Genomic DNA, 22,768 nt, shown 5'->3' with positions numbered 1-22,768 from the left:
GGCATCGCTTCCGGAGTGCAAAGAGCTGCTGACCAGCTAGGCGGTTCAACCGGGATAGCAATCTATCTCGGGATCGGCCAATTGGTTCGGGCCACGCCGCTTTGGCTTATGAACTCAGCTGGCTCTCTCGATGTCAGCTGCACGGATATCTGCGGGGTGACTTTCTGTGGTGTGGAACTCCGGCGCGGTCAGCATGCGCGGGGTGTTTTCCACCTGAGCAGGGGATTCCAAAGTCTTGGGATCCAGCGCATTGAGCTTTCGTGCTGTGGGCAGGACTCGGGCTTCCAGTGTGCCCACGAGTTTGTTGTACCGGTCAACGCTGGTCTTCAGAGAAACCCCGACAGCGGAAACGGCCTCACCCATGGTGCCCAGACGCGTGTAGAGCTGGGCCGAAAGCTCAAAGAGTTCCTTGGCACTTTCCGTCAGGACGTCTTGGCGCCAGCTAAAAGCTACGGCCTTCAGAATGGCCATGAGGGAAATGGGAGACGCCAAGACGACGTTCTTGCTCATGGCGTAATCAAGAAGTTCCGGATCTGCGTTCAAGGCTGCAGAGAGAATTGATTCCACGGGGACAAAGCAAATCACCAACTCGGGTGAGTTCAACGCAGAAGTCCAGTACTGCTTACCAGCGAGAGCATCGATATGAGCCTTCACCGCCTTCGCATGGCGAGCCAAATGTTGTGCAGATGCGGCGCTGTCTGTTGTGCCGGCGTCGTGCGCAGTGAGGAAGGCAGTCAACGGAACCTTGGCGTCCAAGACCAGTTCTTTGCCTCCGGGCAGACGCACCACCATGTCGGGACGGTGCACGCCGTCGTCAGTTGAAGTGTGAACCTGCTCCGAAAAATCGACATGGGCCAGCATGCCAGCGGACTCAACCACGCGTCTCAGCTGGACTTCGCCCCACTTGCCACGTGCACTGTTGGAGCGCAGGGCGGCTTCCAGCGAGGACGTGGTGGCCAGCAACTTGGCATCCGCATCGCGGGCATCACGGAGTTGCTCAGCGAGCTGGCCGTACTGCTCAACGCGGTCGCGCTCCAGCAAGGACACCTGTCGCTGGACCGCATTGAGCTTCTCCGAGACCGGGCCTAGGGCCTGCAAGACGTGCGAATCCGATCCCTGCTGGGCCGTTAATGCATGGTTCTGCGAGGCGAGCAGCCTGCGCTCGGCATCAGCTGCCGCGAAATTCGCTGTGAGTGCGGAGGCCCGGTCGTGGGCGGCATCGGCTTCCTCATTCGCAGCACGGAGGCGCGCCAGCAGCACCCACGCCACAGCCGCAGCACCAAGTACTGCACCAACAACCAACATTAAAACTGCTACAAGCCAGCCGAATCCATTCATGAATACACCTTCGCACGAGGCACTGACATTCAGAGATTGGCCGCTGACGGGCAAAGAAGCTTAAAACTCTGGCAACCGGTAGAACGCTTCCCGGCCACCCTGATTTCGCCGCAGGCGGCAAAATCGGGACCCTGCCGGTAAGCTTGTCCCGTGGCTCTTACTATTGGCATCGTCGGACTGCCCAACGTCGGCAAATCAACCCTTTTCAACGCACTGACACGCAACAACGTGCTCGCAGCGAACTACCCGTTCGCCACGATCGAGCCCAATGTTGGTGTTGTCAGCCTGCCCGATCCCCGCTTGGCAAAGCTCGCCGAAGTCTTCGGATCTCAACGACTGCTGCCTGCTGTGGTGTCCTTCGTGGACATTGCCGGCATCGTCAAGGGCGCCTCGGAAGGTGAAGGTCTGGGCAACAAGTTCCTGGCCAACATCCGCGAAGCTGAGGCGATCGCTCAGGTCATCCGCGTCTTTGATGACCCCGATGTGATCCACGTAGACGGCAAGGTTGATCCGAGCTCCGATATGGAGACCATTAACACTGAGCTGATTCTGGCTGACATGCAGACCATCGAGAAGGCCCTCCCGCGCATTGAGAAGGCTGTTAAGCTCAAGCAGCGCGAAGCCGCTGAGCTGAACGCCATCAAGGCCGCTCAGGTTGTTCTTGAACGCGGCGACACCATTTTCTCATCCATCAAGAGTGACAAGTTGGAGATGGAGCACCTGAAGGAACTGGGCTTGCTGACAGCTAAGCCGTTCATCTACGTTTTCAACGTCGATGACGCAGTCCTAGGTAACCCGGAGCGTCAGGCTGAGCTGAGCGCTCTTGTGGCTCCCGCTGAAGCGATCTTCTTGGATGCCAAGTTGGAATCTGACCTTGTCGAACTCGACGAAGAAGAAGCCCGCGAAATGCTGGAGATGAGCGGACAGGAAGAGTCCGGTCTGGATCAGCTGGCTCGCGTTGGCTTCCACACCCTCGGCCTGCAGACCTACCTTACGGCTGGCCCCAAGGAAACACGCGCCTGGACCATCCACCAGGGCGATACCGCTCCCATGGCCGCCGGCGTTATTCACACCGACTTCCAGCGTGGCTTCATCAAGGCCGAAGTGGTTCACTTCGATGACCTGATGGAAGCCGGTTCCATGGCCGAGGCGAAGGCCAAGGGCAAGGTCCGCATTGAAGGCAAGGAATACGTCATGCACGACGGCGACGTGGTGGAGTTCCGCTTCAACGTCTAAAACGCCTAGAAAACGCTCTTCGGATCTCTATCCGAGGAGCGTTTTCTCGTGTCCCTGGTGATGCTGCCGCCCTTGCTTGCGGTCGCCCCAGACACCCTGGAAATATGGTGACTGTCCCTAGGGTGATATCACGCGATATAATTAGGCCATGGTGAATCCAGTTCGAGCGCTTCGAGAGGAAGCCGGCTTGAGCCAAGCAGAGCTCGCCCGGCGGTCAGGGGTTGCTCAGCCGAATATTGCCGCCTATGAAGCTGGGCGGCGCAGCGTCTCAGCCGCGATGCTTGAGCGCCTGCGGATGGCCGCGCGGCCGCTGCCTCGTGATGCGCTCGCTGCGCGCCGTGCCGACCTTGTGAGTCTTGCTGGCCGGTATGGCTTCGACAACGTCCGGGTATTTGGCTCGGCGGCCCGCGGTACAGATGGCCCTGGTAGTGATCTGGACATCTTGGTCACCCGATCGCCCGGCACCGGGTTGCTAACGGTCGCGGCGTTCGCTGCTGACGCGAGCGTTTTACTCGGTGTCGAGGTTGATGTGGTGACCGACGGCGGCTTGAGTGCCGGTCATGAGATCTTGGCGACGGCGCTCGCGGTATGAACATGCGGGATGAGGCGGCTCTGACGGAGATCGTGCGGCTATGCGGCGTCGGCGCGAACCTCGTGGCACGAGGCGACGAGTGGTATCTGGGGGACCCTGACAACGTTCCGGGTCTCGCGGCAGAATCACTGATCGTCAAGATTGGCGAGAATGTGGCTCGATTGAGCGACGCCACGACCGACCGGCATCCCCAAGTGCCATGGTCATTGGTCAAACGGATGCGGGACCGAATGGCGCATCATTACGAGGGCACCGACTATGGTGCGGTCTGGGATACGCTGATCGTCGACCTGCCGGTGATCAGCGGATACATCCAGTCGCTCTCAGCAGAGTGAGACCGCTAGGCCATTCGAAGGAAAGGGTGCTACGTACCCGAACGTGGTGGAGTTTAGATTTAACGTCTAATCGAGTTCCGGTTCAACCTCTCGATCGCATGGCCTCAAACACTGTGTCGGCTGTGAAATGATGCTGGTAGGCGTGTGCGTCTGCCAGCAGATTCATCCGGATTGGATGCGTGAGGGGAAGGCTGAATTGTGAGTTGGAAGGGGCCGACTGCACTTTTTGCGGCGTGGATAGTCCACGACATCGAGGAGGCGTTCGCGTTTCCTGCATCCTGCGATCGGCTCGTGGATCGCACCGGTATAGAACAGCTCAGGATCACGCCGCAGCAATCGTGGACCGCAGTGGGTCTGATGGGAATTCTGGTGGCGGTCGCGTGTGGCCGCGGCGTGCGATCTTCCGGTAAGTCGGCGATCTATCGGGCAGTCGTTGCTGGGCTGGAAGCCCACGTCGTGACTCACCTCGGCGCTTCAGCCGCGCAGCGTGGTTACACCGCCGGTGTTGCGACGGCTTTGCCGATCATGCTTCCCGGGGCGCTCATAGCGCGTCGAGAACTCCAGCGGGACGGGTGCGAGCTGCGGTTTCGTGACACGGTCAACGGCGTCGCAATTCTCCTGCCCGCTGCCCTGGTATGCCAGATGGTCGCACGACTGATCCGTCGGGTGTCCGCGGCCAAGAACTGACCGGAAAACAAAAACGGCATGTCGCGTGAGGTTGGTATGTGCGGTGACGTCGTGGAGTTTAGATTCAATGTCTAGCATTCCCCGCTGAGCAGGGTTTATTCCGATTCAGGACAGAGGGTTTCGATCCAACTTCTGAACTCGGCTGATCGTTAGTTCTATGCCTAGTGGCATTCCAAACGCTCCACGGAACCCAGTTCTGTGGAGCGTTTGGCGTTGAGGGTTGGCAGGGATCGCAAGCACTGGGCAGTCCTACCGTCGAGTGGTACCTTTAAGTGGTACGAGTTGAGCGAGTAAGGGGAGCAGCCACATGTCCATCAGCGCCAGTGAAGCCCGAAAGACGTTGTTCCCACTCATCGAGCGGGTCAACGACGACCATATTGCCGTCGAGATTGTTTCCCGCAAGGGCAACGCCGTCCTGATGCCGGCCGACGAATATGCGGCATGGCAGGAGACTGCCTACCTGTTCCGCTCGCCCGCCAACGGCCGGCGGCTGCTCGATGCCTACGAGCGGGCCACTGCAGGTAGAACTGAGTCGCACGAACTTGATCGTGAGGAGTGAGTGCACCTGGTTTGGGATGAGTCTGCTTGGGAGGACTATAAATACTGGCAGACGGCTGATCGACGGATCCTTAAACGGATCAATACGCTCCTAGACGCGAGCCTTCGCGATCCTTTCGCTGGCATTGGTAAGCCTGAGCAGCTTAAGTACGGCGCTCAAGGATCGTGGTCCAGGCGGATCACCGAGGAACATCGGCTCGTCTACCTGATCGACGGTGATGATTTGGTAGTTCTTCAGGCGCGTTACCACTACTGAATTCACGCTCCCTTGGTGCCGCGCAGGGAATGGTTCATTGTATGGACGTAGTCGTAGCCGTAGCCGGTGTGAAGGAGATGAAATGCTGCTTGTCAGGCAAAACGCGGTGAAGGCGTTTGCGCAGGTCTGGCCTAGCTAAGACACAGGAAAGTGGGTGATCCGTCCCGGAACAGTTGGTCGCGCAGGGAAGCACACTGAGACCGGCCTTGACCCGGCGACGACTAACATCGGTAACGTCATCGGGCAACTACTGAACGACGGGTACGAGGAAGTCCTGGAGTATCAGTTCTGGGTGGTGATCCAGTTTCCTTCTAAAACCAAGGCTGCTGACTTCAGGCTAATTGAGCACGCCGAGGTGTGGCTGGCCGCGACTCTTGATGAGCGGGGCTTGGGCTACGTCGACGGTCACGATCGGGGCAAACACTCGGGCACCGGAAAGATCGTCGTCAACGTGTATCTGCGGGCCATCGACGCTGAGTTGGGGTGTCTGGCGGCCATGTCCGCGCTTCGTTCCGGTCGTGCAGATCCTCAGCGCGCCACCATTGCATACCGGGCTACCTTGTCTGAAATATGGACCGTGCGTTACGAGCGAACCTCGGGGAAGTTCCCTAGAGAGTTTGGCATTTAGTCGCGTCTGAGTGAACGCGAGCGATCAGCGCTGCGACTGCTTCCGCTGCGGGGCTTGGAAGCGCTAGTACACGGAGAATATCCTCTTGGCCGACGACGTGTTCGACTACCATCTGAGCAGACTGTGGGGAGAGTGACGGCAATGGCAAGGACACTGAAAGACTTCATCGCGGAGCACCCTGTCGACCGAGAGCGTGTCGAGGTGCACAAGGTGCGGATGCTCGCGGAGTTCGCACCTATCGCCTGCGTGAACTGCGTGAACTGCGGGAGCAGGCCGGACTCGCGCAAGCGCAACTGGCAGAGCGTATCGGTGTCGGGCAGCGACAGGTTTCGAAGATCGAACCCGGAGATCTCGACAGTGCGAAGGTCGGCGCCGTCCGCAACTACCTCGAGACCCGGGTGAATACGCGGTGGCGTATATGCTTCGTCTGGAGAGAAGGAGAAGCGGAGGATGTTGAACTCGTCGACTACCACTGAGACTGACCTGATTGAGCCGATCCATCCGGGAGAGAACCTCATGGAGGGCTTCGGGATCACGCAGAACAAGCTTGCGGTCTCGATCGGTGTGCCGCCGCGCCGGATCAACGAGATCGTGCATGGCAGGCGGGGAATTACGGATGGCACGGCCATCCGTCTGGCGCGGTACTTCGGGACGTCCGAGGAGTTCTGGATGAACTTGCAGTCCAACTACGAGTTGCGACTCGAGCGGCACGCGTTGAGGGACAAGGTTGCGGCCATCACCCCGCTGAAGATCGCATGAGAGTGCGAGGCGATACTGGGGCATTGTCGGTCCGTCCGGCGACCCTCGATGACGTTTCCGCTCTGGTCGCCCTGCGAGCAGAGATGTTTCGCGCGATGGGCGCAGGAGATGTGGACTCTCGTCCGTGGCAAGATTCCGCGTGCACCTGGTTCGCGGTGCGTGTTGAGGATCCTGACTACGGCATCTTCGTCGTCGACGTGGGTGGTGATGTCGTGGCGGCAGCGGTCGGAGCAATCCGAGATTCCGCTCCTTCGCCCACATGCCCCGCCGGTCGAGATGTGTTGATCAGCAACGTGTGCACTTTGCCCGAGCACCGAGGAGCGGGACATGGAAGTGCCGCTTTCGCCGCCGTCATGGCTTGGGCGCGCAAGGCGGGTGTCGGCAGGGCCGAACTGATGGCGACTGACGGCGGGCGGCGCATTTATGAGCGAGAAGGATTCGAGCTGAATCGATTCCCGGCCATGCGAGCGACGCTGAAGCGCACGCGGACCGTGTGAAAGGTTGCTCTGTGCTTGAATTCCGCTTCAACGTCTAATCACTGGCGTTTCTGATCCGGCCCCGCTTGCTTTGGCAACCGGGGCCGTAACAGCGCGACAGGGATAGAGCAGCGAACGGCATTAGTTGTCTATCTGGCTGCGACATACGTGTCTGCTAGCGGCAAACGCTACCGAGCGAACAACGCGTAGAAGTCTCGACGATTGCGACTACTACTCTCGCCTGCAGTTACCAATCTTTGGTAGCATGTAAGTATGGCTCAGAACACATCAATCAGTCTTGACGACCACTTCGTGGGCTTCCTGTCGCGTGAAGTCGAAGCCGGGCGGTACCGATCTGCCAGCGAAGTAGTCCGTGCTGGACTTCGACTCTTGGAAGACCAAGAGACGCATATGGCAGCGCTGAGGGCCGCGCTCATTGCGGGCGAAGAGAGCGGCCAGCCGGAGGACTTCGACTTCGAAACCTTCATCGAGTCGAAGAGGTCATGAAAAGCATTCGCCTCACACCGGCTGCGCAGCAAGACCTGTCATCGATCTGGGACTTCAGTCAGCAGCGATGGGATGAGAAGCAGGCTGAGATCTACATATCCGAGATGAGGGCGGCGATCGAGCGCATCGCTGCTGACCCTCATCGGGGACGGGCCTGCGACGAGATTCGTGAGGGATACCGTCGCTACGGCATCGGGAGCCATTTGATCTTCTATATCGAGAAGAACGACAGCGTGGATGTGATTCGCATCCTGCATCAACGTATGGATCTGACACGGCACTTGTAGGTGGTTCCGGTAGCTGGCTGAGAGGTTGCTATGTGCCGGAACGTCGCGCAGTCACCAGTAGGATCGGAATATGGATGCGGCGCGCGAGGTTGAGGAGCTTTATCTCGCGGGCGGCTGCCTCTGGGGTGTGCAGGCTTTCATCGCGACGCTGACCGGGGTGACGTTCACAGAGGCTGGAAGGGCCAACGGCTCCAGCCATCGTCTCGACAGCGACTACGACGGGTATTCGGAATGCGTGCGAACACGGTTCGATCCGACGGTTGTTAGTGTCGGGCAGCTGATGGAGTACTTCTTTGAAATCATCGATCCACACAGCGTGAACAAGCAGGGACCAGACCTCGGTCAGAAGTATCGCACTGGTGTGTACTCCAACAAGCTGAGCCACCTGGAAGATGCTCGGGCCTTCATCGCAGCGAGGGATGACGCTGACCGCATTGCCGTCGAGGTAGTGCCACTGGCCAACTATGTACGAAGCGCCGAAGAACATCAGCATCGGCTCGCACGTTTCCCTGAGGACTCCTGTCACCTTCCCGCGGAACTGCTGACTAAGTACTAGGGCGAGGTAGATTTTCGTGGCTGCCCGTGGCAATCATCTATAAGCTGTCCGGTGCCGGAGTTCGGTGGAGTTCAGGTTTAGTGTGTGGGTTCTGACCTCCTGAGATCTTCTGTAATCGCCTTAGAAAAGCGGCCAAGGCACCGCTGACATTTCACCGCTCGGAGCCGGAAACCGCCCTGCCAAGCGCAAGCGGTCGCAGCGATCAGCAAGGGATGCGATTTCTTCAGCGCTGAGCAATTCCGCCAGATTTTGGCCCAGCCCGCCTTGCAACCCTTCGCTGACCCGATCTATGCCGGCTTTTTCCTCCGCGTTTAGAGCGTCTCCCAACCACCCCCACAGCACCGTGCGCAGCTTGTTGTCACTGTGAAAGGTGAGTCCGTGGTCCACCCCATACCGGTGGCCGTTAGTCATGGCGAGGATGTGGTTGCCTTTGCGGTCGGCGTTGTTGACGATCATGTCGAACACCGCCATGCGCCGAAGCGCTGGCGAATCCTCGTGAACGAGGGCAACTATCTCCCCGTTCTCATCTTGTCCCTTGAGGACTTGTTTCCAACCCGTCTGCGGCACATGGTCCGCCGCGATCAAGTCCACGGCGTTTTGGGCGGGATCTTGCTCTTGCCAGAGCTGCACCATTCCTTCGCCCAATGGACCATCACGCAGCCAAGTTTGGGGCACCACGTCCCAGCCGATGGCCTGCGAGACCAGATAGGCGGCCACCTCCCGGTGGGCTAGCGTTCCGTGAGGAAAGTCCCACAGCGGACTTTCTCCTGCTATCGGCTTATAGACCACCTCCACGTCGCCGATGCTGCCAAGAAATGTAGCGTTTGATGCCGTCGTGATACGGCCGGTGAGTGTCAATTCGGCGGTCAGAAGGTCAGGCAGCACGAGCATCAGACCTCGGGAAGGGTACAGATGTGTCCGTCAGCGTCCATGGGATAACCGCAGAGCGGGCACGCCGGACGCCCAGCACCCACAATCTCGCGGGTTCGCTTGGCGAATGCGCGGGCAGTGCCGACCGGCATACGCACACGCAGCATTTCGGGCTCGTCAGCCTCGTCCTCATGAAGCAATCCGTCGTTGTCATCAGCATCAGCGTCAAAATCGTCTTCGGTGAGAGGATGAGCCTCAACGATGATCTGGGCTGTGGTTGGGTCCCACCCTAAGGTCATGGCCCCAGTGCGAAACTGCTCTTGGACGGCCTCGAGCGGGTCATTGTCCACAAGCTCAATGGGAGTGCCCGTGGGAACACTGAAGGGGTTGCCCTTGACGGTGATGAGTTGGTCGAGAGCTTCCTCGATCTTCTCCGCGAGCAGGGCTGACTGCTGCTTCTCCATGGCAACACTCACTATTTGCTTCCCTGAGCGCACCTGCAAATAGAACGTACGCGCACCCGGAATGCCAAGGGTGCCAATGACGACCCGATCAGGCCAAGAAAAATCGTGAACACGTGTAGACATGTCAGTATTCTAGGCCCATGAGGTTCACGGCGTCTGTTGCCCCGCACCGCCGCCCACCGGCGCATCGCCAGCGTGGATACCTTTCGAGAGCCACGACAGATCACCCCCATCGGTGTTCATCCCGTGGACGCTTGGCCGGCCAGCGCCGTAGCTTATGATCGAAATAGAGGCGGGTCCCACATTGATTCGCTGAAAAAGGTCAAGGTGCATGCCGAGGGCGTCAGCGAGGATTGACTTGATGATGTCACCGTGGCTCACTGCCGCCCACACAGCCTCTGGACCGTGTTCGGCTTCGAATGCTGCATCGTGGCGTCGAATTGCTGCCACTGACCTAGCCTGCATCGCAGCCATGGATTCACCACCAGGAAATACGACGGCGGACGGTTGGGACTGCACGACTGGCCACAAATCCTCGGTCGAGAGATCACTGAGCATGCGGCCTTGCCACTGGCCGTAATCGCACTCGGTGAGATCGGGCTCAACTGGCGCGTAGGGCGAGCCAGTTTGGCGAGCCAAGATGAACTGGGCGGTCTGCTGGCAACGCTCGAGAGGGCTCGACACCACCCCGACGAGGGGCACGGGCGCGAGTCGATCCCCGGTCAGGGCCGCCTGGTCCCGCCCAACCTGGTCCAAGCTGATGCCAGCAGCCCGGCCAGCCAGCAGACCAGTGACATTGGCTGTGGAGCGGCCGTGCCGCACGAGAATAACTGTTGCCATTGCGCCAGCCTAGCCACCCGCCGTCGACAATCCCAGCCCAGAGGCCGAATGTCACGAACGGGATTGCCAAGCACAGCCACTCGGTTCAGCGTAGTTGGAGCTCGATGAGCGGGTGATCCGCGAAGATCTCGAGTATGAGCTCGAAGTACGTCTTCCCGAGTCCGTTCCGCAGATCGTCAAGATCAGACTGGATACGTTGCTGGTTGAAGGAATCCGGTTTTGACAACTTGTTGTGCAGCCACCGCTGTGTTTCTTCAAACCCGAGCACTTCACGGCTATGGGCGTGGTCAATCCAGATGAATGTAGCAGGCTCGCCCTCGCGGATCTCGCCATCTACCCGGTAGAGAACGTCGTTGAAGCCGTCCAGGCTATCGCCGAGGCGCCAGTCTTGGTCATTCATCAGCTCGCGGTTGAATTGCTCATAGAGGTCCGAGATACCCTGCACCTCGGCGCCGTCGATTCGATACTGCTTCATTGATTGGAGTCCTTCCCCTTATCTGTTCACGAGAATAGACCACGATTTGTGCCGCAGCGACGTGGTTGAATCTAAGTCCAACGCTTGATTCCAGATCCCCATCACTCAAGGAGATGCCATGGCCCGGGCGAGAGTACACAATTTGTTGGTTTCTTCGGACGGGTTTGCCGCAGGAGATTAGGTGACTCTGGAAAAGCCCATCGGCATTTGGGGCGCTGTATCCTGACCACAATGCACTGCCGAACGACCGGAAGGAACCAGTTGCCCATTAGCCTGCCAGACTCCCTTATCCCGTTACTTCTTAAAGCCAGGCATGCGAATCGGCCATTCGTCACTGAAGCTGGGGCACACGATCGAATTCGCGAGCGCTTCTTGCGTCCCGTGTCCTATGGACCGCCAGCACGTTTGAAAGGTGTGCGGGTCGAGCGCAGATTGTCTGACCCGACCGGTTGGCCCGTCTATGACGTGGAGCCCGTCAGCGCAGCACGGAAGCATGGAGCAGTACGGAAGCATAGAGCAAAAGGGTCAGTTGTAATCTATGTGCATGGCGGCGGATGGGTCAACGAGATTACAGCTCATCATTGGCGCCTGATCGCCCGCATCGCCCGGGATACGGGCCAGCGCGTTTTAGTGCCCATCCATCCACTGCTTCCGCTGGGCGCCGCGCGGCAGGTGCGCGATGGCATTGTCGGACTGGTTCAAGCTGAACGGGAGGCTGGCCATGAGGTGCGGTTGGCCGGTGACTCTTCCGGCGGTCAGATTGCGCTCTCGGTCGCCTTGGAGCTACGCGACCTAGGGGTGGTGCTTCCTGCCACCACGCTGTTATCACCCGCCTTGGATCTGACCTGGAAGAACCCGAGGATCGACGCCGTGCAGCCTAGCGATCCGTGGCTGGGGCGTCCTGGAGGACGTGTTCTTGCCCAGGCTTGGCGGGGTGCGGACCCCATCGAGGACCCCGTGGTCAGTCCGTTGTTCGGTGACATGTCCGGGCTTGGGCCGCTAACAGTTCTCGTCGGAACGCGCGACGTCCTGAACCCCGACGCGCACCTGTTGCGGGACAAGGCGCAAGCAGCAGGGGTGTCGGTGGCATGGCACGAGGCAGCGGAACAGCTCCATGTTTACGCGCTCCTGCCCACCAAGGCTGGCGAAGACGGTACTCGGGTGATTGTGGATAGCCTGCGACCTGCCGCTGGTGTCGAAGTGACGTCGACACACGCTGCCACTGCTGCACAGTAGCCACAACTCCAGCGAGGTGGATCGATAGCTCTCTATTTTGCGTCTGCCGCCGGAGTCCAACCCAGTGCTGGGCCCAGTGTGGTGGCAATGTCCGTCAGGATCTGGACATAGTCTTCGTTTGCAAAGCTGAACGGCAAGGCAAACGCCGCTTCGTCGACCTCTTGGAACCCGGCGTGCGCATGCAGCTGCTCGGCAATCTGTTCGCTGCTGCCGATGAGATCCGGGGCAAACAGCATCCCTTTTGGCCCTTGCGGTGTCAGGGTTCGCGGCGTCCGTTCATCGACGTAGCGCTGATATTTTTCGCGCTGCTGCGCCGTAGCCGAATCGGTGGGAATCACCACCAGACCCTGTGAAACCCTGGCCGGGAGGCGCGTTCCCGTCGACGCCTCGGCAGCCTCGCGGAAGGCCCGGATCTGCGATCGCTGGACGTCGGCAAACGACGGCGCCTCATCAGATTCGGCGAACATCACGCTGCTAGTCAGCAGATTAAACCCATTTGCACCAGCCCACACGGCCGATTTCCTGCTCGCCGCCCCATACCAAAGACGATCCCTGAGCCCGGCAGAATGTGGCTCGACACGGTTGGAAAATTCTTCGACCACACCCTGCCTGCCGGAAAATTCACGGACAGGTTCCCCGGCGATCAAGCGGGCAAGCCGGTCAACCCGGGCATAGCTGAAGTCTTCCTGCTTGGCAGTATCCGGGTACAGCTCATGCTTAACGGTGTCGTAGTGCATTGGCTGGCCCACGCTCAGACCAGGGTTGATGCGGCCTGAAGAGAGTAGATCCACTGTGGCCAGATCCTCTGCCAGCCGCAACGGGTTTTCCCAGCCCATCGGGGTGACGGCCGTACCAAGTTGGATGCGCGAGGTGCGCTGGCTGGCTGCTGCCATGATCGCAATGGGGGAGGAGATTCCGAACTGCAGGTGGCGATGGCGAAGCCAGGCACTGTCGAATCCAAGGCGCTCGCCCAATTCGATAACCTGCAACGTGGATTCGTGCCCGGCAGCCGGATCCGCCGGATCGAACAGGCCAATGGTGAGGAATCCCAGCTTGCGCAAAGGACGTGATGAGTCAGGCATGGGCTTCCTTTGGTGAGCGGGTGCGGCCACTTCTCACACTATGTGCGAGGCAACCGGTGCTGCCACTGCTAACGGAGTGAGATTACTCTGCGAGTCGTCGCCGTCGAACGTCCTGCGAGCGCTCTTGGGAACTAGCCCTCCGGCACCGTGCCCACTTGTTTTGCCGGAACGCCGACGACGACGACTCCCGCCGGCACGTCCTTGGTCACCACCGCTCCCGCTCCGACCACAGCCCCATCGCCGATGCTCACTCCCGGCAACACCGTGACGTTGGCCCCGAACCATACGCCTTTGCCGATCACCACGCGGGCCGGGTGCATATCGGCTCGCCGGCTTGGGACCATGTCATGGTTCAACGTGGTGATGACGGCGTTGTGGCCTATCAGCGAACCAGCGCCAATGTCGATTCCGCCCTGGTCCTGGAACCGGCAGCCGCTATTGAGGAACACGTTTTCGCCGAAGCGAATGTTCTTGCCGAAGTCAGCGGAGAACGGCGGGAAGAGCATAAAGGACTCGGGAACCTGGCTCCCGGTCAGTTCACTCATCAAGGAGCGCACTTCATCTGGGGAGTGGTAACGCCCATTGAGTTCGGCCGTGATGCGCAGTGACTCCTGACTCGCTGCATGCATCGCTGCGTGATGCGGCGAACCGCCAGGAATGTTCTCCCCAGCGTTGAGTGCGGTCAGTAGTTCTTCGAGTCCCTGAATTTTGGCCATAGGCTCACGATAGCGTGGACAGCTGCTTCTGTGAGCTGAATCAACAACACCGCCCGTATCTCGTATCGACACGAGCGGCGCAGTTGTTCAGTCAGGAATCCGTTTAGAGTTTGGTGCTGACGTTCCACGAGGAGTGAATGGCGCCCTCTGCGTACACCACCATGTCGGCCGGGGCATAGAAGGTAGCTTCACTGCGGTCCAACGCCTATGCATGACCAGCAGCAACCCCAACGGCTGGCTATCGTGCAGCAGGGTGACTCGCCGGCTGCGCTCGGCCAAGAACTCCGCAAGTTCAAGTCCCACCAATGAGTCGCCAATGACCACAACGTCCTTGCCCATCGGCAGCCAGTACTTGGTGAACTGACGGACGAATTCCGGGCTCTTTGTTACCCCGGACAGGCGGCCGAGCTTGCCGAATGTACTCAACGCCGCTCCAGCCTCTTGTGCTGTCGCGGTTCCAAGCATCATGGCTCGCAGCGTGACGCCGGTCTGTACGTTGGGCAGGTCTCCGCCGGGGAAATCAGGCATGGGGCGCACGGCATAGGTAGCCACGATGACATGATCGGGATTCAGCGTGTGGATGGACTCCACCGTGGCCACGGTATTGAGCTTCACCGCAATGCGCAGGCGCTTGACCTCAGCCTTGAACCAGCGCAAGAGCCGCTCGTTATCCGGGGTGGTCATGGTGGAGAACCACATAGTGCCCGCGTTCGGTGAGGACTCGGGCGCTCTCTAGGCCGGCCGGTCCGGCGCCCACAATCACAATGTGTTTGGACGCGGAGGCGGGCTTCAGCGGCAGTAGCGTTTCATTGCCGAGTGGAGGTGGGGGACTGTCCTGTCGACACTATATTTTGACACCAACAAAGCGACAAGGCTGTGAAAGTATTTGGGAACCAGCCCTGATTAAGCGCTGACGCCTAGAGCCTTGCCGATGGTGGAGTCGTCTTCCAGGATTTCCAGCAGACAGGCTGCAAGATCGACGCGCGGAATTGATCCGCCCAGCCGCCCGGGGCTCGTTACCTCTAGGGCTTTCCATGTTCCGGTGGCCGGTTTGTTGCTCAAACCGGTGGGGCGGACCAAGGTCCAGTCCAGTCCGGCGCTGGTGACGGCCGATTCTTGTGCGTTGTGGTCTGCCAGCGGCTTGGCGAGTAGGACCGTCATGATTGGGCGGAGGAAAGCGGGTAACTGCTTTGCGGAATCGCCTGCTCCCAGTGAAGACTGCACCACAATTCTGCGGGCGCCTGTTTTCGCCATGGCTGTAACCACTGCCTGGGTGACCGCTGCGCGATGATTGCGGACCCCTTTTGCTGCGCCGACGGTGACGACAACGGCGTCGGCTCCGGCAACGGCTTCTGTAACTACAGCTGGATCCATCGCGTTACCCATGACCACACGCGTACCAGTCGGTGTGACGCCACTGCGTGAAACAGTTGTCACCTCATGACCGGCTCGTTGTGCCAGTGATGCCAGTTGAGCGCCTGTGCCTTGCGAGCCGCCAATGATAGCGATCTTCACGGAATTCCCCTTTTTCATCGAGTTCGTCATCGAGCACGGCTAACGGCCCAGTGCATCTTACATTGGCGAGCAGGAGTGGGAACCAGCTCAAAAGCTACAACACTACTGCGCCGAACGCTCTGCCTGCGGCAGGGTGCGCAGCACACAAAACTCGTTGCCCTCGGGATCACCCATAACCACCCATGTGTGGGAGGAGCCCTGCCCGATGTCCACGCGGGTAGCGCCCAGCGCTTCCAGCCGGGCGATCTCGGTGAGCTGATCATTGGGGCGCAGGTCAAGATGCAACCTGTTCTTCACAGACTTGCCCTCAGGCACTTTCAAAAACAACAGATCCGGCAGGATCCCGGCTTCAGGGCTGCCAACGGGTGGCTGAAGCGTAACTTCCTCGCCGTCGTCGTGCACGATATTCCAGCCCAACGCCGCAGCCCAGAAGCGGGCTGTTTTAGACGGCGAAGCGGAATCAATCGAAAAGTTCTCTATGCGTAAGGCCATGGCGCTATTCTGCCGTCCCGCACAGACCTTGACTAGACACAGGCCCTGACTAGACACAGGCCCTGACGAGTGTGGAACAGTAGTGTCATGGACCTGAAAAATGAGTTGCACGAGCGTACCCCTGTAATTCCGGATGCCAGGAGCCGCCCGCCGTTCATGGCGGGGGAGCGGGAGTCGCTCGAGGCGTGGCTGGAGTTCTACCGCACCACTTTGCCCATCAAGGTTGGCGGTCTGACTGCCGAGCAACTGTGCCGGGCTGCCGTTCCGCCGTCGAGCCTGAGCATAGCCGGGATCGTTCGCCATCTGTGCGACGTGGAGCGCTACTGGTTCGCAACTGCGGTGGCCGGCACCGATCAGCCCGCCCGCTACAAAGCGGACGATCCCGATGCTGACTTCAACGGTGCCACCGAAGCCACGGCTCTGGCCGACGTTGCCGCCTACAGCCAGGAGCTGATCCACGTCCGAGAGCTGGCCGCCAATGTCACCGATCTCGATGCCGCGTTGCCGGGGCTTCGGCACGGCCAGCAACTGAATCTGCGCTGGGTTTACACGCACATGATTGAGGAATATGCCCGTCATTTGGGCCATCTGGACCTGCTGCGTGAATGCGTCGACGGTGCCACTGGTTACTAGCACCTATCTATTAATGTTCGACGCCGGAGGTCACCTTGCGTGACCTGGCTGCGGTTCTGCGTGACCTGGCTGCGGTTCCGCGCGCCGAGGTACGGCTCGCGTCCATGCCGCTGCGGTACCCTAGCAAACAGGATTATTCCCGGGACCGGCTCGAAGCCATTGGAGTCCCGGAGGTCATGTTGAAGCGAAGAACCTGGAGGTGGAATGCGGCCCGGACGCATTTCCAAAGTATTGGCTGCCGCGGCAGCTTTAGCCCTTGCCCTGAGTGCTTGCACGGGAACGCCCCCTGCGCCCGAAGAATCTAGCGCCGCCCCAACAGCCACCGAGGGCGGCAATGTCACCGTGCTCGAAGCGGCGCCGTTCACCTCCTTCAACGCCGCCAGCGTCACCGGACAAACTGCTACCAACACCAGGATTGATGCGGCCACCCACTCTGGCTTCACTACCGTGGATAACGATCTGAAGATCGTCAAAAATGAGCAGTTCGGCACGTATGAAAAGGTCAAGGACAACCCCCTGACCGTCAAATACACCATCAACGACGGAGTTCAATGGTCCGACGGCGCACCCGTCACCGCCGATGACCTGATGCTCCAGTGGGCAGCTTTGTCCGGATGGTACAACGACGCCGTCTTGGATGAAAACTTTGCCGTCACCTCTGGCACGGCCTATTTTCATGCCGCTGGTGACCACTCTGGACTGGCGCAAACGGAACGGCCCGTCATCAGCGACGACGGAAAATCGCTGACACTGACGTACACCACCGCCTACTCCGACTGGGAGACCGCATTAGGTTCCACGGTGTCCATTCCCGCCCATATTGTTGCCGTCCGGGCAGGACTGGCCGATGCGCCGGCCCTGTCCAGTGTTCTACAAAGCGTGCAGCAGGGGGACCCGTCCAAGCAGGCGCCGCCGAACCCGACACTGCGCAAGGTGGCTGATTTTTGGAATACCGGCTTTGATAGCCGCAGCATGCCTAACCCCTCACTGGCCCTCTCTAATGGCCCCTATCTGGTCAAGGGCATCACCGCCGATCAGGAACTTGTGCTGACCCGCAACGCTGACTATGCGTGGGGTGAGATGCCCAAGCTGGATACACTCACGGTCAAGTACGAATCCGACACAGACAAGCAGATTGCAGCTCTCCAAGCTGGCGCAGCTGATGTCATTTCTCTGTCCACAACACAGAATTCGGCTGCGCGGATCAGCGCCCTCGACGCGCTTAATGACGACGGCGTGCAGATTCAGCAGGGACAGGGACTCGGCTTCGATCAGGTGGTGCTGAACTTTAAGGGTGTTCTGGCCCCGCCGGAACTGCGCCAAGCGTTCCTCCATACGGTGCCTCGTCAAGAAATCATAGACGAGGTGGCCAGGCCATTAATAGCCGATGCCGATGCCAACGCCGAAGCCGATGCCGAGGTGCTCAATTCCTTCGTCTTCCGCCCTGGGCAGGCCCCTTATAAGGAGTCCTCGGGCAGCAACGGCACCAAGGAATTTGCTGCCGACCTGGTGGAAACGGAGGGAATCGAGCAAGCCAAGGAACTGCTGGACGGCGCCAAGCCAACTGTCCGCATCCTCTACAACCAGGACGACCCTGAGCGGGTGGCCCAATACCAATTGATCGCCGCCTCCGCGGCCAAGGCTGGGTTTACCGTGGCCGATGCTGGTAAGAACTCCAAAGAGTGGGTTGCGGCATTGAAGGCAGGCGCCTTCGACGTGGCGCTCTACGGCTGGATTAGCAACCCCACCGGGTCCGTTCAGCTGCCACAGATTTTCAGGACCGGCGCTGTCTCCAACTTCAACAACTTCTCCAACACCGTGGTAGATCAGCTCACCGAACAACTGGCGCTGAACCCCGACGATGCCAAGCAGAATGCCTTGAAGATGCAGATTGACAAGCTCGTTGTCGAAGCCGGTTATGGGTTGCCGTTGTTCCAACGCACTACCTTGAGTGCTACCGGGAAACACGTCGCCGGGGTGAAGTATTCGCCACTGGATATCGGACCGTGGCAAAGCGTCGCCGCATGGGCTTACGTCAAATAGCTTGCTCCAGCCGTGCCCGGCGCAAGAATCGATGTGAGAGTTCCAAGACCGTGAACCACGGCCCGGTTCCCGAAAGCGTGCTCCACATGAACAGCCACGAAGGGCTGGCGCTGCTGTCCTTCAACCCGGTGCCCTGGCGGGCCAAGCACCACCCCGGTTGCAAAGAGATGAGGACGCCTTGTGAGACATGAAACCCGTAGCCGAAACCGCGAATTTTGACCAGCACGCGAGGGGTCATGCCATTCGCCGCAGTGTGGGCAACCTCGGGGCTGCGGTTCTCCAGCAAGCTCCCCGCACCGGTCACAAACCTCCAGCGTGCCAAGGACATGGATCGCAGCAATGTCTTGGCTGCATGGATCAGCATCATCTCCGCAGCCGCCATTTGTGCCGCGATCCTGCTGCGGGCCGCCGGGCGAGCTATACTGCGTGGCTGGCCAGACACCGTCCCCGGCCGGATCGTGGACAGATCATTTCAGTTGACGCACCCAGCACGACGGTGGCCGGTGGGCTGGGCGCCCGAACCGCCAGCCGTCGTCGTGCTTCGAGGGCAAAAGACAGCCCGGCAGCAGAGCCTGGCAGGGTGGTCCGCACCAGAGCCATCCATGACATTTTGCACTGTCGGAGCCGCGCAGGCTCGGGCAAACTGGAAGCATGCAAACCAAGACGCACAAACCATTGGCGGTAGTAGCGGCGCTGGCCCCGGCACTGAAACTTGAAGCGGTCCGCAAGAGCTTTCACACCGCCCAAGGGCCGCTGGAAGCCGTAGCAGGGATCGACCTCAACGTCGGCACTGGTGAGATTGTGGCGTTCCTCGGCCCCAACGGCGCCGGCAAAACCACCGCGATCGACATGATGCTGGGGCTGACCGCACCCACCTCCGGCACCGTTCACGTGTTCGGCAGGAGTCCGCGCGCAGCGGTTGAGGCAGGAGAAGTCTCTGCGGTGCTGCAAACCGGAGGCCTGCTGCGGGATCTCACGGTCCGTGAAACCGTGACTGCCATCGCTGCCTTGCACGGGGCTCGAGAGCGGATTGACCAGGTCATGGAGCGCACTGACATCACCTCGCTGGCCAAGCGCAAGGTCTCCAAATGCTCCGGCGGCGAACAGCAGCGGCTGAAGTTTGCCCTAGCGCTGCTGCCTGACCCGCGCCTGCTCATCATGGATGAACCCACGGCGGGCATGGATGTTGGTGCGCGCCACGCATTCTGGGACACCATGCGCGCTGACGCACTTCAGGGACGTACCGTGCTGTTCGCAACGCATTACTTGGAGGAAGCGCAGGACTTTGCCGAACGTACCGTCCTCATCGGGGCCGGAAAGGTGCTCGTTGACGGACCCACCACACAACTGCGGGATATGACCGGCGGCCGGGTTGTCAGCGCAACGCTCCCGTTAGACCGCCCCACGGAGGACGCCGTGCGCATACTCAGCACCCTAGACAGGGTCACCTCGGTGCGGCTTGCCGGGCAGCGGATCTTTGTGACCGGGCCCGGTTCCGATGCTGCCGCGCGGCTGCTGCTCGGCGAGCTGGCGGCGACCGATCTGGAAATCATGGCACCAACGCTGGATGCCGCCTTTATGGAATTGACCGGAGTGACTTCATGAACCCCACCTATGTACGCATTGAATTGTTCCGCCAAACCCGTGACATCGGCAACATCATGTTCACCATCGGCCTCCCTGCGGTGATGTACCTGCTGTTTGGGAACATGTTCGGAGGTGGGGACCAGCCCGCCGGAAACGGTAATGTGAAGTTTTACATCATGGCATCCATGGCCGCCTACGGGGCCGCCGTGGCCACCACGGCCATCGCCGGTACAGCGGCCACCGAATCCCTGCTGGGCTGGGGTCGGCAGATAGCGTTGACCCCAATGAAGCCCGGCGGATTCATCGCGGCCAAGGTCAGCGTTTCACTCATCGTTGCCGCCGCCGCTGCCGCGACAGTGTTCGTGCTCGGGGCAGCCACTGGTGCCCGGGCAGACAGCTGGCTGGTCTGGGCTCTGAGCTACCTCATTGCCGTTGCGGGCTCTGTCATCTTTGCGCTCTACGGCATGGGTGTGGGGATGGGATTTAAAACGGAAACGGCCATCAGCGTGGCCAGCGGCACCATGGTGTTCTTCGCATTCTTTGGCAATGTTTTCCTTCCCCTGAGCGGAACCTTGCTGGCGATTGCCCGATTCACGCCGATGTACGGGTTCGCCGGGCTGGTTCGCTGGCCGCTCTTGCAAGGGGAATCAGCCACGCTGGGGGACCCTGCGGATTCATTCTGGCTGCTGTTGGCTAACCTTGTTGCATGGGCACTTCTCTTCGCGGTACTGGCCCTCTGGGCACTGCGGCGCTCACGGGCACGCAGGTGACGGCCAAATCGCCGATGTTAGAGAGCCGGTCACCGCACACTTTTTGGGACGACTACGGATACCTGCTGGCAGCCTTCTGGATCATCTTCCTGATCATCCCAGTGCTTTCGATTGCTACCGCCACGCTGCCCTTGGGCCTATCAATCCTGGGATACGGGCTCATAGCCTCCTTTGCCGCAATCTATCTCCGAGCCTTCCACCAATTCCGTGACCGGTTGGGTGCGAAAGAGGCTGGGATCCCCGGCGCTTGGCTTTGGTTCCTGCTCCTGCTGGGCGTGGCTCTGGCCGGGATTCCGCTGCTGGGCGTCAACGCGGTCTCCTACGGGCCGTTCATCATCAGCTATGCGGCCTATCTCCTCTCGCGGCAGGCTATGTGGTGGATTACCTCGCTCACGCTGGTGATTTCGGTGTCTGTGGCTATAGTCAGTGGAGAGCTGGAGAGCTTTGTCTTCCTACTGGGGATGCTGCTGGTGCTGTCAATCGTCAACCCCTTGAACACCATGCTGATCAGGCGCGGCATGGCCGAGGGGAAACTGCGCGTGGAAAACCTCATGCTCATTGAACAGGAGCGCGTGGCCCGGGACGTCCATGACGCGCTGGGCCATTCGCTGACCGCTGTGGGTCTGAAGTCCCAACTGGCCGAACGTCTGCTGGACACTGACATTGAGTCTGCCAGGAAGGAGTTGCAGCAAATCAACGAGCTCACCATTGAGGCTATGGATTCGATCCGCACCACCGTAGGAGGGCTGCGCCGCACAACGCTAGGGGAGGAACTGTCACTGATGCGCGCCGCCCTCGACGACGCCGGCGTCCGCATCGTTGCCATTGGCGCGTTCGATGATTGCGATCCGGTGCGCTCCACTGCCCTGGCTTGGATCCTGCGCGAAGCCGTGACCAATGTGCTGCGTCACGCTCACGCCACCACCTGCTGGATCCGGATCGGGGAAGGTCGCCTCTGTATAGAGGACGACGGCGATACTCTCACCGGGTCCCGGGAAGGGCACGGCATCCGCGGGATGCGGGAGCGTTCCCGCCTGCACGGGGTCCGCTGCGAGCTGGGCGTTTCCGAACACGGCGGCACCAAGGTGGAGCTGTCATGGTGAACTTGCCGGATGGGACGGAACCGATCCGCGTGCTTCTCGCCGACGACCAGGCTCTGGTGCGGGGCGCGCTCGCGGCGCTGTTGAATCTTGAGCCAGACATCACGGTCGTTGCCCAAGCCGGGAACGGTGCCGAGGTGCTCGCCGTGGTTCAGGAATACCGGGTCCAGGTGGCATTGCTGGATATCCAGATGCCTGTCATGGACGGGCTGCGGACTGCCGCCCTGCTGCGGTCCCGGTTCCCGGAGTGCAAGGTGCTGATGGTAACCACCTTCGACCGGCCCGGATATTTTCGGGCCGCACTTGATGCCGGCGCCAGCGGCTTCCTGGTTAAGGACACTCCGTCCGCCGAATTGGCTGCGGCGGTGCGCCGCGTACAATCTGGCGGCAGGGTGGTGGACCCGAAGCTGGCAAAGAAATCTCTGGGCCAGGGGGCCAACCCGCTGACCGAACGCGAACGTGAGGTGTTGGCATGCGCGCAATCGGGCACCCCCGTGGCACAACTTGCCGCCGCGTTGTTCCTGAGCGTCGGCACCGTGCGCAACCACCTGTCCAGCGCCATAAGCAAGACCGGGGCTGCAAACCGAATTGAGGCTGCCTACGTGGCTCACGAACAGGGATGGCTCTGAGGGCGGGGTGACCCCGAGCCTGCCCCAACCCGGAGCCGTGCGCCCAAAAGTACGACGACGGGAGGTGACGTTAGTCACCAGACTCGCCTGTCGTCGTCGTA

Annotated in this window: 32 protein-coding genes; 20 read left to right on the top strand and 12 right to left on the bottom strand. The window is 60.3% G+C overall.

Annotated features, from left to right (window positions below; translation table 11 throughout):
* Window positions 1–114: 114 nt before the first annotated feature.
* Window positions 115–1,338: a DNA recombination protein RmuC gene (locus tag AB0P14_RS16595; RefSeq protein ID WP_363844775.1), complete on the bottom strand. Its 1,224-nt coding sequence runs from the start codon at window positions 1,336–1,338 to the stop codon at window positions 115–117.
* Window positions 1,339–1,488: 150 nt separating this feature from the next.
* On the opposite strand from AB0P14_RS16595, the gene ychF reads away from it, so the two are divergent.
* The 13 genes from ychF (at window position 1,489) to AB0P14_RS16530 (ending at window position 8,215) form a co-directional block, all read left to right on the top strand.
* Complete coding sequence (ychF, locus tag AB0P14_RS16590) at window positions 1,489–2,574, top strand: redox-regulated ATPase YchF (protein ID WP_363844772.1); 1,086 nt, start codon at window positions 1,489–1,491, stop codon at window positions 2,572–2,574.
* A gap of 148 nt (window positions 2,575–2,722) precedes the next feature.
* Window positions 2,723–3,166, top strand: a complete 444-nt coding sequence (locus AB0P14_RS16585; RefSeq protein ID WP_363844770.1) for a helix-turn-helix domain-containing protein — start codon at window positions 2,723–2,725, stop codon at window positions 3,164–3,166.
* The gene (locus tag AB0P14_RS16580; protein WP_363844767.1) at window positions 3,163–3,501 is read left to right on the top strand and encodes a HepT-like ribonuclease domain-containing protein; all 339 of its coding nucleotides are present in this window, start codon (window positions 3,163–3,165) and stop codon (window positions 3,499–3,501) included. Before AB0P14_RS16585 ends, AB0P14_RS16580 begins: the two co-directional genes overlap by 4 nt.
* A gap of 198 nt (window positions 3,502–3,699) precedes the next feature.
* A complete protein-coding gene (locus AB0P14_RS16575) occupies window positions 3,700–4,188 on the top strand; it encodes an HXXEE domain-containing protein (protein WP_363844764.1) in 489 nt (162 codons plus the stop codon).
* A 307-nt stretch (window positions 4,189–4,495) separates the two neighbouring features.
* Window positions 4,496–4,747, top strand: a complete 252-nt coding sequence (locus tag AB0P14_RS16570; protein WP_363844761.1) for a type II toxin-antitoxin system prevent-host-death family antitoxin — start codon at window positions 4,496–4,498, stop codon at window positions 4,745–4,747.
* On the top strand, window positions 4,748–5,002 hold the full coding sequence (locus AB0P14_RS16565; RefSeq protein WP_363844758.1) for a Txe/YoeB family addiction module toxin: 255 nt from the start codon (window positions 4,748–4,750) through the stop codon (window positions 5,000–5,002).
* Between the two features lie 154 nt (window positions 5,003–5,156).
* A complete protein-coding gene (locus AB0P14_RS16560) occupies window positions 5,157–5,630 on the top strand; it encodes a hypothetical protein (RefSeq protein ID WP_363844755.1) in 474 nt (157 codons plus the stop codon).
* Between the two features lie 242 nt (window positions 5,631–5,872).
* Window positions 5,873–6,106, top strand: coding sequence for a helix-turn-helix domain-containing protein (locus AB0P14_RS16555; protein ID WP_363844796.1), 234 nt, complete (start codon window positions 5,873–5,875; stop codon window positions 6,104–6,106).
* Window positions 6,081–6,389, top strand: coding sequence for a HigA family addiction module antitoxin (locus tag AB0P14_RS16550; protein ID WP_363844752.1), 309 nt, complete (start codon window positions 6,081–6,083; stop codon window positions 6,387–6,389). The genes AB0P14_RS16555 and AB0P14_RS16550 overlap by 26 nt, the downstream gene beginning before the upstream one ends.
* Window positions 6,386–6,886, top strand: coding sequence for a GNAT family N-acetyltransferase (locus tag AB0P14_RS16545; RefSeq protein WP_363844749.1), 501 nt, complete (start codon window positions 6,386–6,388; stop codon window positions 6,884–6,886). Before AB0P14_RS16550 ends, AB0P14_RS16545 begins: the two co-directional genes overlap by 4 nt.
* A gap of 252 nt (window positions 6,887–7,138) precedes the next feature.
* On the top strand, window positions 7,139–7,372 hold the full coding sequence (locus AB0P14_RS16540; RefSeq protein ID WP_363844746.1) for a type II toxin-antitoxin system ParD family antitoxin: 234 nt from the start codon (window positions 7,139–7,141) through the stop codon (window positions 7,370–7,372).
* A complete protein-coding gene (locus AB0P14_RS16535) occupies window positions 7,369–7,659 on the top strand; it encodes a type II toxin-antitoxin system RelE/ParE family toxin (protein ID WP_363844743.1) in 291 nt (96 codons plus the stop codon). Before AB0P14_RS16540 ends, AB0P14_RS16535 begins: the two co-directional genes overlap by 4 nt.
* A gap of 70 nt (window positions 7,660–7,729) precedes the next feature.
* On the top strand, window positions 7,730–8,215 hold the full coding sequence (locus AB0P14_RS16530) for a peptide-methionine (S)-S-oxide reductase (protein ID WP_363844740.1): 486 nt from the start codon (window positions 7,730–7,732) through the stop codon (window positions 8,213–8,215).
* A gap of 120 nt (window positions 8,216–8,335) precedes the next feature.
* On the opposite strand, the gene AB0P14_RS16525 is transcribed toward AB0P14_RS16530, so the two are convergent.
* From AB0P14_RS16525 to AB0P14_RS16510, 4 genes are all read right to left on the bottom strand, one after another.
* Complete coding sequence (locus AB0P14_RS16525) at window positions 8,336–9,106, bottom strand: SCO1664 family protein (RefSeq protein ID WP_363844737.1); 771 nt, start codon at window positions 9,104–9,106, stop codon at window positions 8,336–8,338.
* Window positions 9,106–9,672: a DUF3090 domain-containing protein gene (locus tag AB0P14_RS16520; protein WP_363844734.1), complete on the bottom strand. Its 567-nt coding sequence runs from the start codon at window positions 9,670–9,672 to the stop codon at window positions 9,106–9,108. The genes AB0P14_RS16525 and AB0P14_RS16520 overlap by 1 nt, the downstream gene beginning before the upstream one ends.
* Before the next feature lie 24 nt (window positions 9,673–9,696).
* Window positions 9,697–10,389, bottom strand: a complete 693-nt coding sequence (locus AB0P14_RS16515; RefSeq protein WP_363844731.1) for a histidine phosphatase family protein — start codon at window positions 10,387–10,389, stop codon at window positions 9,697–9,699.
* A gap of 85 nt (window positions 10,390–10,474) precedes the next feature.
* Window positions 10,475–10,864, bottom strand: a complete 390-nt coding sequence (locus AB0P14_RS16510; RefSeq protein ID WP_363844728.1) for a ribonuclease inhibitor — start codon at window positions 10,862–10,864, stop codon at window positions 10,475–10,477.
* Window positions 10,865–11,404: 540 nt separating this feature from the next.
* Here AB0P14_RS16510 and AB0P14_RS16505 point away from each other — a divergent pair.
* Window positions 11,405–12,100: an alpha/beta hydrolase fold domain-containing protein gene (locus AB0P14_RS16505; RefSeq protein WP_363844725.1), complete on the top strand. Its 696-nt coding sequence runs from the start codon at window positions 11,405–11,407 to the stop codon at window positions 12,098–12,100.
* Window positions 12,101–12,132: 32 nt separating this feature from the next.
* On the opposite strand, the gene AB0P14_RS16500 is transcribed toward AB0P14_RS16505, so the two are convergent.
* The 6 genes from AB0P14_RS16500 to AB0P14_RS16475 all read right to left on the bottom strand — a co-directional run bounded on the left by AB0P14_RS16500 (window position 12,133) and on the right by AB0P14_RS16475 (window position 15,905).
* A complete protein-coding gene (locus AB0P14_RS16500) occupies window positions 12,133–13,182 on the bottom strand; it encodes an LLM class flavin-dependent oxidoreductase (protein ID WP_363844722.1) in 1,050 nt (349 codons plus the stop codon).
* Window positions 13,183–13,313: 131 nt separating this feature from the next.
* Window positions 13,314–13,898, bottom strand: a complete 585-nt coding sequence (locus AB0P14_RS16495) for a DapH/DapD/GlmU-related protein (RefSeq protein WP_363844719.1) — start codon at window positions 13,896–13,898, stop codon at window positions 13,314–13,316.
* Between the two features lie 87 nt (window positions 13,899–13,985).
* The gene (locus tag AB0P14_RS16490; protein ID WP_363844716.1) at window positions 13,986–14,582 is read right to left on the bottom strand and encodes an NAD-binding protein; all 597 of its coding nucleotides are present in this window, start codon (window positions 14,580–14,582) and stop codon (window positions 13,986–13,988) included.
* On the bottom strand, window positions 14,566–14,655 hold the full coding sequence (locus tag AB0P14_RS16485; RefSeq protein ID WP_363844713.1) for a hypothetical protein: 90 nt from the start codon (window positions 14,653–14,655) through the stop codon (window positions 14,566–14,568). The genes AB0P14_RS16490 and AB0P14_RS16485 overlap by 17 nt, the downstream gene beginning before the upstream one ends.
* 146 nt (window positions 14,656–14,801) lie before the next feature.
* The gene (locus AB0P14_RS16480) at window positions 14,802–15,413 is read right to left on the bottom strand and encodes an NAD(P)H-binding protein (RefSeq protein WP_363844710.1); all 612 of its coding nucleotides are present in this window, start codon (window positions 15,411–15,413) and stop codon (window positions 14,802–14,804) included.
* Between the two features lie 102 nt (window positions 15,414–15,515).
* Window positions 15,516–15,905, bottom strand: a complete 390-nt coding sequence (locus AB0P14_RS16475) for a VOC family protein (RefSeq protein WP_363844707.1) — start codon at window positions 15,903–15,905, stop codon at window positions 15,516–15,518.
* Window positions 15,906–15,992: 87 nt separating this feature from the next.
* Here AB0P14_RS16475 and AB0P14_RS16470 point away from each other — a divergent pair, with 87 nt between their 5' ends.
* Together AB0P14_RS16470 and AB0P14_RS16465 are read left to right on the top strand one after the other, a co-directional pair.
* Window positions 15,993–16,538 (top strand): DinB family protein, encoded by a 546-nt coding sequence (locus AB0P14_RS16470; protein ID WP_363844704.1) that lies wholly within the window; start codon window positions 15,993–15,995, stop codon window positions 16,536–16,538.
* Between the two features lie 204 nt (window positions 16,539–16,742).
* On the top strand, window positions 16,743–18,581 hold the full coding sequence (locus AB0P14_RS16465; RefSeq protein WP_363844701.1) for an ABC transporter family substrate-binding protein: 1,839 nt from the start codon (window positions 16,743–16,745) through the stop codon (window positions 18,579–18,581).
* On the opposite strand, the gene AB0P14_RS16460 is transcribed toward AB0P14_RS16465, so the two are convergent.
* Window positions 18,574–18,963 carry a hypothetical protein gene (locus AB0P14_RS16460; protein ID WP_363844698.1) on the bottom strand — a complete coding sequence of 130 codons (390 nt, stop codon included), beginning with the start codon at window positions 18,961–18,963 and terminating at the stop codon, window positions 18,574–18,576. The genes AB0P14_RS16465 and AB0P14_RS16460 overlap by 8 nt on opposite strands.
* A gap of 269 nt (window positions 18,964–19,232) precedes the next feature.
* Between AB0P14_RS16460 and AB0P14_RS16455 the strand changes: the two genes are divergently transcribed.
* From AB0P14_RS16455 to AB0P14_RS16440, 4 genes are read left to right on the top strand one after another with little or no spacing between them, the layout of a single operon-like run.
* Entirely contained in the window at window positions 19,233–20,186 is a 954-nt protein-coding gene (locus AB0P14_RS16455) for an ABC transporter ATP-binding protein (protein ID WP_363844695.1), read from the top strand.
* Window positions 20,183–20,938: an ABC transporter permease gene (locus AB0P14_RS16450; protein WP_363844692.1), complete on the top strand. Its 756-nt coding sequence runs from the start codon at window positions 20,183–20,185 to the stop codon at window positions 20,936–20,938. Before AB0P14_RS16455 ends, AB0P14_RS16450 begins: the two co-directional genes overlap by 4 nt.
* Window positions 20,875–22,041 (top strand): histidine kinase, encoded by a 1,167-nt coding sequence (locus AB0P14_RS16445; protein ID WP_363844689.1) that lies wholly within the window; start codon window positions 20,875–20,877, stop codon window positions 22,039–22,041. Before AB0P14_RS16450 ends, AB0P14_RS16445 begins: the two co-directional genes overlap by 64 nt.
* A complete protein-coding gene (locus tag AB0P14_RS16440) occupies window positions 22,035–22,667 on the top strand; it encodes a response regulator transcription factor (RefSeq protein ID WP_363844687.1) in 633 nt (210 codons plus the stop codon). The genes AB0P14_RS16445 and AB0P14_RS16440 overlap by 7 nt, the downstream gene beginning before the upstream one ends.
* The last annotated feature ends 101 nt before the right edge of the window (window positions 22,668–22,768 follow it).

The sequence above is a fragment of the Specibacter sp. NPDC078709 genome (genome assembly GCF_040686795.1).
Classification (GTDB): domain Bacteria; phylum Actinomycetota; class Actinomycetes; order Actinomycetales; family Micrococcaceae; genus Specibacter.
This window is presented reverse-complemented; position numbering and strand designations above follow the sequence as displayed.

Bases quoted from the DNA above. Each gene is read 5' to 3' on its own strand.
- AB0P14_RS16595 (WP_363844775.1), bottom strand. From the start codon at position 1,338: ATGAATGGATTCGGCTGGCTTGTAGCAGTTTTAATGTTGGTTGTTGGT.
- AB0P14_RS16585 (WP_363844770.1), top strand. From the start codon at position 2,723: ATGGTGAATCCAGTTCGAGCGCTTCGAGAGGAAGCCGGCTTGAGCCAA.
- AB0P14_RS16580 (WP_363844767.1), top strand. From the start codon at position 3,163: ATGAACATGCGGGATGAGGCGGCTCTGACGGAGATCGTGCGGCTATGC.
- AB0P14_RS16570 (WP_363844761.1), top strand. From the start codon at position 4,496: ATGTCCATCAGCGCCAGTGAAGCCCGAAAGACGTTGTTCCCACTCATC.
- AB0P14_RS16550 (WP_363844752.1), top strand. From the start codon at position 6,081: ATGTTGAACTCGTCGACTACCACTGAGACTGACCTGATTGAGCCGATC.
- AB0P14_RS16545 (WP_363844749.1), top strand. From the start codon at position 6,386: ATGAGAGTGCGAGGCGATACTGGGGCATTGTCGGTCCGTCCGGCGACC.
- AB0P14_RS16540 (WP_363844746.1), top strand. From the start codon at position 7,139: ATGGCTCAGAACACATCAATCAGTCTTGACGACCACTTCGTGGGCTTC.
- AB0P14_RS16535 (WP_363844743.1), top strand. From the start codon at position 7,369: ATGAAAAGCATTCGCCTCACACCGGCTGCGCAGCAAGACCTGTCATCG.
- AB0P14_RS16530 (WP_363844740.1), top strand. From the start codon at position 7,730: ATGGATGCGGCGCGCGAGGTTGAGGAGCTTTATCTCGCGGGCGGCTGC.
- AB0P14_RS16525 (WP_363844737.1), bottom strand. From the start codon at position 9,106: ATGCTCGTGCTGCCTGACCTTCTGACCGCCGAATTGACACTCACCGGC.
- AB0P14_RS16520 (WP_363844734.1), bottom strand. From the start codon at position 9,672: ATGTCTACACGTGTTCACGATTTTTCTTGGCCTGATCGGGTCGTCATT.
- AB0P14_RS16515 (WP_363844731.1), bottom strand. From the start codon at position 10,389: ATGGCAACAGTTATTCTCGTGCGGCACGGCCGCTCCACAGCCAATGTC.
- AB0P14_RS16510 (WP_363844728.1), bottom strand. From the start codon at position 10,864: ATGAAGCAGTATCGAATCGACGGCGCCGAGGTGCAGGGTATCTCGGAC.
- AB0P14_RS16500 (WP_363844722.1), bottom strand. From the start codon at position 13,182: ATGCCTGACTCATCACGTCCTTTGCGCAAGCTGGGATTCCTCACCATT.
- AB0P14_RS16495 (WP_363844719.1), bottom strand. From the start codon at position 13,898: ATGGCCAAAATTCAGGGACTCGAAGAACTACTGACCGCACTCAACGCT.
- AB0P14_RS16490 (WP_363844716.1), bottom strand. From the start codon at position 14,582: ATGACCACCCCGGATAACGAGCGGCTCTTGCGCTGGTTCAAGGCTGAG.
- AB0P14_RS16475 (WP_363844707.1), bottom strand. From the start codon at position 15,905: ATGGCCTTACGCATAGAGAACTTTTCGATTGATTCCGCTTCGCCGTCT.
- AB0P14_RS16470 (WP_363844704.1), top strand. From the start codon at position 15,993: ATGGACCTGAAAAATGAGTTGCACGAGCGTACCCCTGTAATTCCGGAT.
- AB0P14_RS16465 (WP_363844701.1), top strand. From the start codon at position 16,743: ATGCGGCCCGGACGCATTTCCAAAGTATTGGCTGCCGCGGCAGCTTTA.
- AB0P14_RS16460 (WP_363844698.1), bottom strand. From the start codon at position 18,963: ATGGCGGCTGCGGAGATGATGCTGATCCATGCAGCCAAGACATTGCTG.
- AB0P14_RS16455 (WP_363844695.1), top strand. From the start codon at position 19,233: ATGCAAACCAAGACGCACAAACCATTGGCGGTAGTAGCGGCGCTGGCC.
- AB0P14_RS16450 (WP_363844692.1), top strand. From the start codon at position 20,183: ATGAACCCCACCTATGTACGCATTGAATTGTTCCGCCAAACCCGTGAC.
- AB0P14_RS16445 (WP_363844689.1), top strand. From the start codon at position 20,875: ATGGGCACTTCTCTTCGCGGTACTGGCCCTCTGGGCACTGCGGCGCTC.
- AB0P14_RS16440 (WP_363844687.1), top strand. From the start codon at position 22,035: ATGGTGAACTTGCCGGATGGGACGGAACCGATCCGCGTGCTTCTCGCC.